This window comes from Pseudomonas fluorescens (genome assembly GCF_041354075.1).
Classification (GTDB): domain Bacteria; phylum Pseudomonadota; class Gammaproteobacteria; order Pseudomonadales; family Pseudomonadaceae; genus Aquipseudomonas; species Aquipseudomonas fluorescens_CE.
The window spans coordinates 26,146-38,401 of record NZ_JARZGC010000024.1; the positions used below are offsets into that span (position 1 = coordinate 26,146).

The 12,256-nt window shown below is 61.5% G+C and carries 10 protein-coding genes; 8 read left to right on the forward strand and 2 right to left on the reverse strand.

Annotation, left to right across the window (positions count from 1 at the left end):
* Positions 1-418: 418 nt before the first annotated feature.
* Positions 419-1,135, reverse strand: coding sequence for an SIMPL domain-containing protein (locus QIW53_RS23350; protein WP_371051939.1), 717 nt, complete (start codon positions 1,133-1,135; stop codon positions 419-421).
* A 253-nt stretch (positions 1,136-1,388) separates the two neighbouring features.
* Between QIW53_RS23350 and QIW53_RS23355 the strand changes: the two genes are divergently transcribed.
* The 4 genes from QIW53_RS23355 (at position 1,389) to QIW53_RS23370 (ending at position 5,878) form a co-directional block, all read left to right on the forward strand.
* Positions 1,389-2,651 (forward strand): ATP-binding protein, encoded by a 1,263-nt coding sequence (locus tag QIW53_RS23355; protein ID WP_192309612.1) that lies wholly within the window; start codon positions 1,389-1,391, stop codon positions 2,649-2,651.
* Positions 2,644-3,204 carry a response regulator transcription factor gene (locus QIW53_RS23360; protein ID WP_008067292.1) on the forward strand — a complete coding sequence of 187 codons (561 nt, stop codon included), beginning with the start codon at positions 2,644-2,646 and terminating at the stop codon, positions 3,202-3,204. The genes QIW53_RS23355 and QIW53_RS23360 overlap by 8 nt, the downstream gene beginning before the upstream one ends.
* A 108-nt stretch (positions 3,205-3,312) precedes the next feature.
* Positions 3,313-5,040 carry an ABC transporter ATP-binding protein/permease gene (locus QIW53_RS23365; protein WP_371051940.1) on the forward strand — a complete coding sequence of 576 codons (1,728 nt, stop codon included), beginning with the start codon at positions 3,313-3,315 and terminating at the stop codon, positions 5,038-5,040.
* An 88-nt stretch (positions 5,041-5,128) separates the two neighbouring features.
* Entirely contained in the window at positions 5,129-5,878 is a 750-nt protein-coding gene (locus QIW53_RS23370; protein ID WP_371051941.1) for a FadR/GntR family transcriptional regulator, read from the forward strand.
* A gap of 53 nt (positions 5,879-5,931) precedes the next feature.
* Here the strand turns inward: QIW53_RS23370 and QIW53_RS23375 are convergent, their stop codons facing one another.
* Entirely contained in the window at positions 5,932-6,309 is a 378-nt protein-coding gene (locus QIW53_RS23375) for a hypothetical protein (RefSeq protein ID WP_371051942.1), read from the reverse strand.
* Between the two features lie 328 nt (positions 6,310-6,637).
* On the opposite strand from QIW53_RS23375, the gene kdgD reads away from it, so the two are divergent.
* The 4 genes from kdgD to garD all read left to right on the forward strand — a co-directional run bounded on the left by kdgD (position 6,638) and on the right by garD (position 12,136).
* Positions 6,638-7,549, forward strand: coding sequence for a 5-dehydro-4-deoxyglucarate dehydratase (gene kdgD, locus QIW53_RS23380; RefSeq protein WP_371051943.1), 912 nt, complete (start codon positions 6,638-6,640; stop codon positions 7,547-7,549).
* A 61-nt stretch (positions 7,550-7,610) separates the two neighbouring features.
* A complete protein-coding gene (locus QIW53_RS23385; protein WP_371051944.1) occupies positions 7,611-9,056 on the forward strand; it encodes an aldehyde dehydrogenase family protein in 1,446 nt (481 codons plus the stop codon).
* A 156-nt stretch (positions 9,057-9,212) separates the two neighbouring features.
* The gene (locus QIW53_RS23390; protein ID WP_192309625.1) at positions 9,213-10,571 is read left to right on the forward strand and encodes an MFS transporter; all 1,359 of its coding nucleotides are present in this window, start codon (positions 9,213-9,215) and stop codon (positions 10,569-10,571) included.
* An 11-nt stretch (positions 10,572-10,582) separates the two neighbouring features.
* A complete protein-coding gene (garD, locus tag QIW53_RS23395; RefSeq protein WP_371051945.1) occupies positions 10,583-12,136 on the forward strand; it encodes a galactarate dehydratase in 1,554 nt (517 codons plus the stop codon).
* Positions 12,137-12,256 lie beyond the last annotated feature (120 nt).

A 12,256-nucleotide genomic window follows, 5' to 3' on the forward strand; every position in this document is an offset into this window, starting at 1 on the left:
ATGTCGCATTTGTATAATTTTGAGCCATTTAAACGTTTGCGCGGAAGTTTTCAGCGAGTTCCTGTGCACTTTTGTGGTGCGTAAAAGCGTGCGGTTGCCCATGGCTGGGGCGGGGGTGTTACCGATTTAAACCCCGCACTGCGGGGCTAAATGGGAGTGGTTATCGTTGCACCGAAAGTGTTCTTACCTGGCGGGTAGTACCAGGTGCAACTGATGTCGTTTCCAGAGGTTCAACCCTATCAACTATAGGAGCGAGCAGGCTCGCGATGGTCGTCAACGAAAACGCGGGCGGCCTGATACCCCGCGGTGTCCCGTTATCCATCGCGAGCATGGACTGGGCGTCCCCCTCGCTCCTACCGAGGCTTGGAATTACCGGGCCGGTCTGAACTCCACGTGTTCGTACCGGCGCCCGTGCGGGTTACGGCAGCAACACCTCGATCGAACCATCAGCCGTCATGCTGACCTGGCTGGTGCCGGCTTCAACTTCCGGCGTGACTGCCGCAGCATCCATGCTCGCGGCTTTCATCATCATCGGGCCGCGCATGTAGCGTTGCGGGTAGCCATTGCTGTTGAGGTTCAGGTTGACGATCTTGTAGCCCTTGCCCCCCAGTGCGTCGGTGGCCAGTTGCGCGCGTGCCTTGAAGGCGTTCACGGCTTCCTTGAGCAGTGCGTCCTCGCTGGTCTTGCGGGTGGGGGTGGCGATGGCGAAGTCCATGCCGCCCATTTTCAGGTCGGTCAGCAGTTCACCGGTCAATTTCGACAGCGCAGCGAAGTCGGTGCTTTCCAGGCGCAATTCGGCGCGCTCGCGCCAACCGGTGATTTTCTGGCCCTTGGCGTCGTAGATCGGGTAGCTGTTGCGGCTGCCCTGGCGCAGGGTGATGTCCTTGACCTGTTTGGCCTGATCCAGCGCCTTGTTCATGGTGGTACTGACGGTCGCGGCCAGTTTGGCCGGGTCGGTGTTTTGCTCTTCGGTGTAAAGGGTCACGATCATCAGGTCGCGGGCCACTTCCTGGCTGACTTCGGCGCGCAGGGAGATCTGGTTGTAATGAAGTTCGTCGGCGGCCAGTGCCGGCAGGCTGGCAACGGTGCCGGCACTGAGGGCGAGAAGGGCGGCGCTGCGGCGGAAAGTATGCATGAAAGCTCCTTGGGCAATGTGCAGGGGTTGAGTCCGAGCCTGCGTGAAATCATCAGACTCTAGCTTTATTGATCCGGTTCGCCCAGTTACAACTTCTATACAGATGCCAGCATCCCAGGCACGTCAGCGTGGCCCGCCTTATAGACGTCAGGGCAATTCCTGCCATGTGGCTGTTTGCCGCACTTTCGCCTGCCAGCCACCGTGGTTGGTTATACTCCGTACGATTCGCCTGGAGCGCTCATCAGGAGAGCTCATGCTCGTCCCTTTTCAAATCACCTCTGCGACGCGCCAGAACCTTTGGCGGCTGACCTTCATCCGCATTCTGGTACTGGCCGCCCAGGCCGGTTCCGTGGGCCTGGCCTACTGGCTCGACCTGTTGCCACTGCCCTGGTTCCAACTGGCGGCGACCCTCATCTGCTCGATGCTGCTGTGTGCCTTCACCGCCATTCGCCTGCGCACCACCTGGCCGGTGACGGAACTCGAGTACGCCGTGCAACTGGCCTGTGACCTGTTCATCCACAGTGCCCTGCTGTACTTCTCCGGCGGCTCGACCAACCCCTTCGTCTCCTATTACCTGGTGCCGCTGACCATCGCCGCCGTCACGCTGCCATGGCGCTATTCGCTGATCCTGTCGGGCATCGCGCTGGCGATGTACACCCTGCTGCTGGCGCGCTTCTATCCGCTGCAGACCTTCCCGATTGCCCGGGAAAACCTGCAGGTCTACGGGATGTGGCTGAGTTTCGCCCTGGCCGCTGCGGTGATCACTTTTTTCGCCGCGCGCATGGCTGAGGAGCTGCGCCGCCAGGAAGAGCTGCGGGCCATTCGCCGTGAAGAAGGGCTGCGCGATCAGCAACTGCTGGCGGTCGCGACCCAGGCGGCCGGTGCGGCTCACGAACTGGGCACGCCGCTGGCGACCATGAGTGTGCTGCTCAAGGAAATGCGCCGGGACCATCACGACCCGATGTTGCAGGAGGACCTGAGCGTGCTGCAGGACCAGGTCATGCTGTGCAAGCAGACCCTGCAACAACTGGTGCGCGCCGCCGAGGCCAATCGCCGGATGGCGGTCGAGACGCAATACGTCACCGACTGGCTCGACGAAGCACTCAATCGCTGGCACCTGATGCGCCCTGAAGCCAGTTACCGTTTCCAGCGCCTGGGCCAGGGGCTCGTACCGCGCGTCGCACCGCCGCCAGACCTGACGCAAGCGCTGCTGAATTTGCTGAACAACGCCGCCGATGCCTGCCCTGAAGGGCTGCAAGTGACGCTGGACTGGAATGAAGAAGACCTGACCATCAGCATTCGCGACCATGGCGCCGGCGTGCCGTTGGCCATTGCCGAGCAGATCGGCAAACCGTTTTTTACCACCAAGGGCAAAGGCTTCGGCCTCGGCCTGTTTTTGAGCAAGGCCAGCGTGACACGCGCCGGCGGCTCGGTGAAACTCTACAGTCATGAGGAAGGCGGCACGCTCACCGAGCTGCGCCTGCCCCGTGTTGCCCGAGGAGATGAGCATGAGTGACGAGATCCAAGTCGAAGGCGAAGAACTGCCGCATTTGCTGCTGGTAGATGACGACGCCACGTTCACCCGCGTGATGGCTCGCGCCATGGCCCGCCGTGGTTTCCGAGTCACCACCGCCGGTTCCGCCGAAGAAGGCCTGACCATCGCCCAGGCCGACATCCCGGACTACGCCGCGCTGGACCTGAAAATGGACGGCGACTCGGGCCTGGTGCTGTTGCCGAAACTGCTCGAGCTCGACCCCGAGATGCGCGTGGTGATCCTCACCGGCTATTCGAGCATCGCCACGGCGGTCGAAGCAATCAAGCGCGGCGCCTGCAACTACCTGTGCAAACCGGCGGACGCCGATGACGTGCTGGCCGCGTTGCTGTCCGAGCACGCGGACCTCGACACCCTGGTGCCGGAAAATCCGATGTCGGTGGACCGCCTGCAATGGGAGCACATCCAGCGCGTGTTGACCGAGCACGAAGGCAACATCTCCGCCACTGCCCGGGCCCTGGGCATGCACCGCCGCACCTTGCAGCGCAAATTGCAGAAGCGCCCCGTTCGCCGCTGAACCTGCGCTGAACCGCCGCTGAATAGGTGAAGTACACATCTCGCGACAACCTGAACCGATCATCTATGATCGGTTCGTGCGTGTTCTTTTCTATATCGAGCCTTTTCCATGAATCAGAACGCTGAGTATTCTGCGGTCAACGACGCTGTGCGCGGGCAATTCTTTCGCAAAGTGTGGGCGATGATCACCCCCTACTGGCGCAGTGAGGAAAAAGCCAAGGCCTGGACCCTGCTGATCGCGGTGATCGCATTGTCGCTGCTCAGCGTGGGGATCTCGGTGTGGTTCAACACCTGGTACAAGGATTTCTACAACGCCCTGCAACAAAAGGACGAGGCGGCCTTCTGGCGGTTGATCCTGTATTTCTGCGGGATCGCTGCGGTGGCGATCATCGGCGCCGTCTACCGCCTGTACCTGACCCAGATGCTGACGATTCGCTGGCGGGCCTGGCTCACGGAGCGGCACTTCGCTCGCTGGCTCAGCCACAAGAATTATTACCAGATGGAGCAGGGCGGTTACACCGACAACCCGGACCAGCGGATCTCCGAAGACCTCAACAACTTCACCTCCAATACCCTGGAACTGGGCATTGGCCTGCTGCGCAACATCGTCAGCCTGGTGTCGTTCTCGATCATCCTGTGGGGCGTGTCGGGCAGTATCGAGGTGTTCGGTTTCACCGTGCCCGGCTACATGTTCTGGTGCGTGCTGGTCTACGCGGTCGTGGGCAGTTGGCTGACGCACGTGATCGGTCGCCGGCTGATCGGCCTGAACAACCAGCAACAACGTTTCGAGGCCGACCTGCGTTTCTCCATGGTGCGCATTCGCGAGAATGCCGAAAGCATTGCGCTGTACAACGGCGAGCCCAACGAGAACCGGCGTTTGAGCAACCGTTTCGGACTGGTCTGGCACAACTTCTGGGACATCATGAAAGTGTCCAAGCGCCTGACGTTCTTTACCGCCGGTTACAGTCAGGCGGCCATCATCTTCCCGTTCATGGTTGCCGCCCCGCGCTACTTTGCCGGCAAGATCGAACTGGGTGAGCTGATGCAGATCAGCTCGGCGTTCGGCAACGTGCAGGAGAGTTTCAGCTGGTTCATCAGTGCGTACCAGAGCCTCGCCTCATGGCGCGCCACCTGTGATCGTCTGCTGAGTTTCCGTCAGGCCATGACCGACAACGAAGAGCGTGCGCCTGCCATCGATGTGCAGAACACGGGGACGACCTTGCAGGTGAGCGACCTGGGGCTCGACCTTGCCGACGGTCGTCATTTGCTGGCCAGTGCCGACATGACTGTGGCGCAGGGTGAGCGCGTCATGCTCAGTGGCCGCTCCGGCAGCGGCAAGTCGACACTGCTGCGGGCGATGGGGCATTTGTGGCCGGCCGGCCATGGCAGCATTCGCCTGCCGGCGGCGCGCTACCTGTTCCTGCCGCAAAAACCCTATCTGCCGATTGGCACGTTGCGTGAAGCCTTGAGTTATCCACAGGCGGGAGAAACCTACCCGCAGGAACGTTATGCACAGGTGCTGGAAACCTGTCGCTTGCCGCACTTGATTGCCCGCCTGGATGAGGCCAACCACTGGCAGCGCATGCTCTCGCCGGGTGAACAGCAACGGCTGGCCTTCGCCCGTGCCTTGCTGTACGCGCCGCAATGGCTGTACATGGACGAAGCCACGTCGGCGATGGACGAAGAGGATGAAGCGTCGCTGTACCAAGCATTGATCGATGAGATTCCGGGGTTGAGCATCGTCAGCGTCGGGCATCGCAGCAGCCTGAAACGCTTCCATCCGCGGCATGTTCGTATCGATAATGGACACCTTGTGGAACAGACCGTGACCGCCTGAACATCCCCGCCCCGCAGGGCGGGGTGATCGTACAACCGTGTTGCGCTATGATGCAGTTTCAGCCGAACTTTCGAGACAGACGTTCACCATGGAAAACCCGATCGAAGCTCCACGCCTCCCGCGCAAGCGCCGCAGCCTCGCACAGGAATTGGTGACGGTGCTGTCCGAGCAGATCCGCGACGGTCACCTCAAGCGGGGTGACAAGTTGCCCACCGAGTCGGCGATCATGGACGCCCATGGCGTCAGCCGCACCGTGGTGCGCGAGGCGATTTCCCGCTTGCAGGCGGCCGGGCAGGTGGAAACCCGTCACGGCATTGGCACCTTCGTGCTCGATACGCCGAGCCCAAGTGGTTTCCGTATCGACCCGGCAACCGTGGTCACGCTGCGTGATGTGCTGGCGATCCTGGAGTTGCGTATCAGCCTGGAAGTCGAGTCCGCCGGCCTTGCCGCGCAACGTCGCAACCCCGAACAGCTTGCGCTGATGAGGGCGGCGCTGGATGCCCTGAACGAAAGCGCGGCGCATGCCAGCGATGCGGTGTCCTCGGACTTCCAGTTCCACCTGCAGATCGCACTGTCCACCGGCAACCGCTATTTCACCGACATCATGACGCACCTGGGTGCCAGCATCATTCCGCGTACGCGCCTCAATTCGGCGCGCCTGGCCCATGATGACCAGCAGCACTACATGAGCCGGCTGAGCCGTGAGCACGAAGAAATCTACGATGCGATCGCGCGCCAGGATTCCGATGCGGCGCGGGCCGCCATGCGCCTGCACCTGACCAACAGCCGCGAGCGCTTGCGTCATGCGCACGAAGAGGCGGAAGCACAGCGCGGCTGAGTGTCAGAGGATCGTTCCCTGGAACCGGGAACGATCCGCGCAGGGCCCCGGTTTCAGGGTTCAATACGCATCAGCAGCGCGTCCGAGGACAACTCCAGGCTCGACTCGTCCCGGAACTTGTAGCGCAGCGCGACCTGAGTGCCGAGATACGGCTCCAGGTCGGTCTTCGGGATCTGCAGTTCTATCCCCGTCAGTTCGACCATCTCGTCAGTCGTCTCGTCCCAGACACCGGCCGGCTCGTCCTCGCCGTGCCACTCCGGCTCATCCGGGTCCGGGCCGAGGATCGGGTACAGCTCCCAGTTCGGCGGAATATCGTGCGGATCGCGCACGCGCACGATCAATGCATCCGTCAGGCTCGACAACGTCACGGTAGCGACCTGATCACGAGGGTCGGTGGGAAACTGGGGCAACACGGGTGAAGGAAAACACATCTTCGAGTACTCCATCTCATTGGGCGCCACGATCCATTCGTGACGTCTTTTGACTCTAGGTGAGGGTCTGCGGATCTGCCGTTCACGATGTTTTTCGGAAAATTTCGCCGGGCATTCATTGCCGCGCTGAACAGCGCAAAAGCCCTGTGGGCAAGGCTCCAAGGTGGTGCGAATCGAGGCGGACGACCCGATTTGTGGCAGAAATTTTACCGCTGACGATGAAATGCAGTTGACGGTTGTTTTTTAAGTTGTACGATGACCTACAACTTCAGCGCTGGCTGAACGATTACCTCACACAAAAACGTAGCTATCCCAGGGTGTTCGAATAATGAATCCACAAGAACTGAAGTCCATCCTCTCCGCCGGTCTGTTGTCCTTCCCGGTTACCGATTTCAATGCCCAGGGCGATTTCAACCGCGCTGGCTACATCAAGCGTCTGGAGTGGCTGGCCCCATACGGCGCCTCGGCCCTGTTCGCCGCAGGCGGCACCGGTGAGTTCTTCTCCCTGGCGGCCAGCGAATACTCGGAAATCATCAAGACTGCCGTCGACACCTGCGCCACCAGCGTGCCAATCCTGGCCGGCGTTGGCGGTTCGACCCGTCAAGCCATCGAGTACGCACAGGAAGCCGAGCGTCTGGGCGCCAAGGGCCTGCTGCTGCTGCCGCACTACCTGACCGAAGCCAGCCAGGACGGTGTTGCCGCCCACGTTGAAGCCGTGTGCAAATCGGTCAAGATCGGCGTCGTGGTCTACAACCGTAACGTTTGCCGCCTGACCGCTCCGCTGCTCGAGCGCCTGGCCGAGCGCTGCCCGAACCTGATCGGTTACAAGGACGGCCTGGGCGACATCGAACTGATGGTGTCGATCCGTCGTCGCCTCGGCGACCGTTTCAGCTACCTGGGAGGCCTGCCGACCGCCGAAGTCTACGCCGCTGCCTACAAGGCGCTGGGCGTGCCGGTCTACTCCTCGGCCGTGTTCAACTTCATCCCGAAAACCGCGATGGATTTCTACCACGCCATTGCCCGCGAAGATCACGCCACCGTTGGCAAGATCATCGACGACTTCTTCCTGCCATACCTGGACATCCGTAACCGTAAATCCGGCTACGCGGTGAGCATCGTCAAGGCGGGCGCAAAAATTGCCGGCTATGACGCAGGTCCTGTGCGTGCACCACTGACCGACCTGACCGGCGAAGAGTACGAAATGCTCGCCGCGCTGATCGACAAGCAAGGTGCGCAGTAACACATACGATTAAACAAGGCCGCTGAGTGATCAGCGGCCTTTTGCGTGAGGAGATGATCTCGTGGCAACTGCAAAGCGTTACGACAACTACATCAACGGCGAATGGGTTGCCGGTGCCGATTACTCGGCCAACATCAACCCGTCCGAGCTGACCGACACCATCGGCGACTATGCCAAGGCTGACCTGGCCCAGGTCAACGCCGCTATCGACGCCGCCCGTGCCGCTTTCCCGGCATGGTCCACCTCCGGTATCCAGGCGCGTCACGATTCCCTGGACAAAGTCGGTACCGAGATCCTCGCCCGCCGCGAAGAGCTCGGCACCCTGTTGGCCCGGGAAGAGGGCAAGACCCTGCCTGAAGCCATCGGCGAAGTGACCCGTGCCGGTAACATCTTCAAGTTTTTCGCCGGTGAATGCCTGCGCCTGTCCGGCGACTACGTGCCGTCGGTGCGTCCGGGCGTCAACGTTGAAGTGACCCGTGAAGCCCTGGGTGTGGTCGGTCTGATCACCCCTTGGAACTTCCCGATCGCCATCCCTTCGTGGAAAATCGCCCCGGCCCTGGCCTACGGCAACTGCGTCGTACTCAAGCCTGCCGACCTGGTGCCGGGCTGTGCCTGGGCCCTGGCGGAAATCATTTCCCGCGCAGGCTTCCCGGCCGGCGTGTTCAACCTGGTCATGGGCAGCGGTCGCGTGGTTGGCGATGCACTGGTCAACAGCCCGAAAGTCGACGGCATCAGCTTCACCGGTTCCGTGGGCGTCGGTCGCCAGATCGCCGTCAGCTGCGTTTCGCGCCAGGCCAAGGTCCAGCTGGAAATGGGCGGCAAGAACCCGCAGATCATTCTCGACGATGCCGACCTCAAGCAAGCGGTCGAGCTGTCGGTACAGAGCGCGTTCTACTCCACCGGCCAGCGCTGCACCGCGTCGAGCCGCCTGATCGTCACCGCCGGTATTCACGACAAGTTCGTCGAAGCCATGGCCGAGCGCATGAAGTCGATCAAGGTCGGTCACGCACTGAAGGCCGGCACCGACATCGGTCCGGTGGTTTCGCAAGCGCAACTCGAGCAGGACATGAAGTACATCGACATCGGCCAGTCCGAAGGCGCTCGCCTGGTGAGTGGCGGCGGTCTGGTGACTTGCGATACCGAAGGTTACTTCCTCGCGCCTACCCTGTTTGCCGACAGCGAAGCGTCGATGCGCATCAGCCGTGAAGAAATCTTTGGCCCGGTGGCCAACATCGTTCGCGTAGCTGACTACGAGGCCGCGCTGGCCATGTCCAATGACACCGAGTTCGGTCTGTCGGCGGGCATCGCCACCACGTCCCTGAAGTACGCCAACCACTTCAAGCGTCACTCCCAGGCCGGGATGGTCATGGTCAACCTGCCAACCGCCGGTGTGGATTACCACGTGCCGTTCGGCGGGCGCAAAGGTTCGTCCTACGGTTCGCGCGAGCAGGGCCGCTATGCGCAAGAGTTCTACACCGTGGTGAAAACCAGCTACATCGGTTCCTGATACCCGCAAGACACGTGGTAGCGAGCCTGCTTGCGATGTTCCGGATGCGCTGTGTAACCGCCCTGCGCATCGTCAACCGTCATCGCGAGCGGGTTCCGTCCCGCAAAACAACATCGTTATTACCCGCATAAAAATAATCAGTGGGAGTACATCTACATGCAAGCCACCCAAAAGCCGACTCACGTCCGCTATTTGATCCTGCTCATGCTTTTTTTGGTGACCACGATCAACTACGCCGACCGGGCTACCATCGCAATCGCCGGCTCGAGCCTGCAAAAAGACCTCGGCATTGACGCGGTCACCCTCGGTTACATCTTCTCCGCTTTCGGTTGGGCCTACGTGGCCGGGCAAATTCCCGGCGGCTGGTTGCTGGACCGTTTCGGCTCGAAAAAAATCTATGCATTGAGCATCTTCACCTGGTCGCTGTTCACCGTGCTGCAAGGCTTCGTCGGTGAATTCGGCATGTCCACGGCAGTGGTTGCGCTGTTCATGCTGCGCTTCCTGGTGGGCCTGGCCGAAGCGCCGTCCTTCCCTGGCAACGCGCGCATCGTGGCGGCGTGGTTCCCGACCGCTGAACGCGGTACGGCCTCGGCGATCTTCAACTCGGCGCAGTACTTCGCGACCGTGCTGTTCGCGCCGCTGATGGGCTGGATCGTCTACTCCTTCGGCTGGGAGCACGTGTTCATCGTCATGGGCATCCTGGGCATCATCTTCTCGCTGGTCTGGCTGAAAGTGATCTACAGCCCGCGTGAACACCCACGCATCAACGATGCCGAGTTCAAGCACATTTCCGAGAACGGCGGCATGGTCGACATGGACCAGAAGGGCAAGAAGTCCGACGGTCCGAAGTGGGATTACATCCGTCAGTTGCTGACCAACCGCATGATGCTCGGCGTGTACCTGGGCCAATACTGCATCAACGGCATCACCTACTTCTTCCTGACCTGGTTCCCGGTGTACCTGGTGCAGGAGCGCGGCATGACCATCCTCAAGGCCGGTTTCATCGCCTCGTTGCCGGCCATCTGCGGCTTCATCGGTGGTGTCCTCGGCGGCGTGATCTCCGACTACCTGCTGCGCAAAGGCCACTCGCTGACCTTCGCGCGCAAGGCGCCGATCATTGCCGGCCTGCTGGTTTCCAGCAGCATCGTGGCGTGCAACTACGTGGAAGTTGAATGGATGGTCGTGGGCTTCATGGCCCTGGCATTCTTCGGCAAAGGCGTGGGCGCACTGGGTTGGGCGGTGGTATCCGATACCTCGCCGAAACAGATCGCCGGTTTGAGCGGTGGCCTGTTCAACACCTTCGGCAACCTCGCGTCGATCACCACCCCGATCGTCATCGGTTACATCATCAGCTCCACCGGTTCGTTCAAGTGGGCGCTGGTATTTGTCGGTTGCAACGCGCTGGTTGCGGTGTTCAGCTATCTGGTGATCGTAGGTCCGATCAAACGTGTGGTGCTCAAAGAGCCACCGGTCAGCGGTCCTGAAGCCACTAAATTGTCCCAAGCGCATTCCTGAGGAGCGGCGTCATGCAGTTGATTGAACATTCCGACTCGCCGCGCTACATCCGTCTGCACGAGCGCGACAACGTGGTGATCGTGGTCAACGATCAGGGCGTTCCGGCCGGCACCGAGTTCGCCGATGGCCTGGTCACCCTGGACTTCGTGCCGCAGAGTCACAAGGTCACCCTGGAAGACATTCCGGAAGGCGGCCAGGTGATTCGTTACGGCCAGACCATTGGTTACGCCTTACAGCCGATTCCACGCGGCAGCTGGGTCAAGGAAGATCAACTGCGCATGCCGACCGCGCCACCGCTGGACAGCCTGCCGCTGTCCACCGACGTGCCGGCCGCCCAGGCACCGCTGGAAGGCTACACCTTCGAGGGTTACCGCAACGCCGACGGCACCGTCGGCACGCGCAACATTTTGGGGATCACCACCACCGTGCAGTGCGTGACGGGTGTGCTGGACCATGCGGTCAAGCGCATCAAGGACGAGTTGCTGCCCAAGTACCCGCACGTCGATGACGTGGTGGCCCTGACCCACAGCTACGGCTGTGGCGTGGCCATCACCGCGACGGACGCGTACATCCCGATCCGCACCGTGCGTAACTTGGCGCGCAACCCGAACCTGGGTGGCGAAGCCCTGGTGATCAGCCTGGGCTGCGAGAAATTGCAGGCCGGGCAGGTGATGCACGAGAACGACAGCTCGGTGGACCTCAGCGATGAGTGGCTGTATCGCCTGCAGGATTCGAGTCACGGTTTCACCGAAATGATCGAGCAGATCATGGCGCTGGCCGAGGTTCGCCTGAAGAAGCTCGATCAACGTCGCCGGGAAACCGTGCCGGCGTCCGAGCTGATCCTGGGCATGCAGTGCGGTGGCAGCGATGCGTTTTCCGGCATCACCGCCAACCCGGCGCTGGGTTACGCCTCGGACCTGCTGCTGCGCGCGGGTGCGACGGTGATGTTTTCCGAAGTCACCGAAGTGCGCGACGCCATTTACCTGCTGACTTCCCGCGCGCAAACCGAGGAAGTCGCTCAGGAACTGGTGCGGGAAATGGACTGGTACGACCGTTACCTGGCCAAGGGCGAAGCGGACCGCAGCGCCAACACGACGCCGGGCAACAAGAAGGGCGGGTTGTCGAACATTGTCGAGAAGTCCCTGGGCTCGATCGTCAAGTCCGGCAGCAGCGCGATCAACGGCGTGCTTGGCCCTGGCGAGCGTTTCAAGGGCAAGGGCCTGATCTTCTGCGCCACCCCGGCCAGCGATTTCGTCTGCGGCACCTTGCAGTTGGCCGCCGGCATGAACCTGCACGTGTTCACCACCGGCCGTGGTACGCCGTACGGTCTGGCGATGGCACCGGTGGTGAAGGTGTCGACCCGCACCGAGCTGGCGCAGCGCTGGCCGGACCTGATCGACATCGACGCCGGGCGGATTGCCACCGGGCGTGCTTCCATCGAAGACCTCGGCTGGGAGTTGTTCCACTACTACCTGGACGTGGCCAGCGGCAAGAAGCAGACGTGGTCGGAGCAGCACAAGCTGCATAACGACATTACGTTGTTCAACCCGGCGCCGATTACGTAGGACCGCGTCGCCTGCTTCGCGAGCAAGCCCGCTCCCACATTTTGACCGAGTTCCAATGTCGAACATTGTCTGATGTGGGAGCGGGCTTGCTCGCGACAGCTTTCTCCCAGACGTCGAGGT

Excerpts from the sequence above, each read along its gene's own strand:
- kdgD (WP_371051943.1), top strand. The coding sequence starts at position 6,638 with ATGAATCCACAAGAACTGAAGTCCATCCTCTCCGCCGGTCTGTTGTCC.
- QIW53_RS23375 (WP_371051942.1), bottom strand. The coding sequence starts at position 6,309 with ATGTGTTTTCCTTCACCCGTGTTGCCCCAGTTTCCCACCGACCCTCGT.
- QIW53_RS23390 (WP_192309625.1), top strand. The coding sequence starts at position 9,213 with ATGCAAGCCACCCAAAAGCCGACTCACGTCCGCTATTTGATCCTGCTC.
- garD (WP_371051945.1), top strand. The coding sequence starts at position 10,583 with ATGCAGTTGATTGAACATTCCGACTCGCCGCGCTACATCCGTCTGCAC.
- QIW53_RS23360 (WP_008067292.1), top strand. The coding sequence starts at position 2,644 with ATGAGTGACGAGATCCAAGTCGAAGGCGAAGAACTGCCGCATTTGCTG.
- QIW53_RS23350 (WP_371051939.1), bottom strand. The coding sequence starts at position 1,135 with ATGCATACTTTCCGCCGCAGCGCCGCCCTTCTCGCCCTCAGTGCCGGC.
- QIW53_RS23370 (WP_371051941.1), top strand. The coding sequence starts at position 5,129 with ATGGAAAACCCGATCGAAGCTCCACGCCTCCCGCGCAAGCGCCGCAGC.
- QIW53_RS23365 (WP_371051940.1), top strand. The coding sequence starts at position 3,313 with ATGAATCAGAACGCTGAGTATTCTGCGGTCAACGACGCTGTGCGCGGG.
- QIW53_RS23355 (WP_192309612.1), top strand. The coding sequence starts at position 1,389 with ATGCTCGTCCCTTTTCAAATCACCTCTGCGACGCGCCAGAACCTTTGG.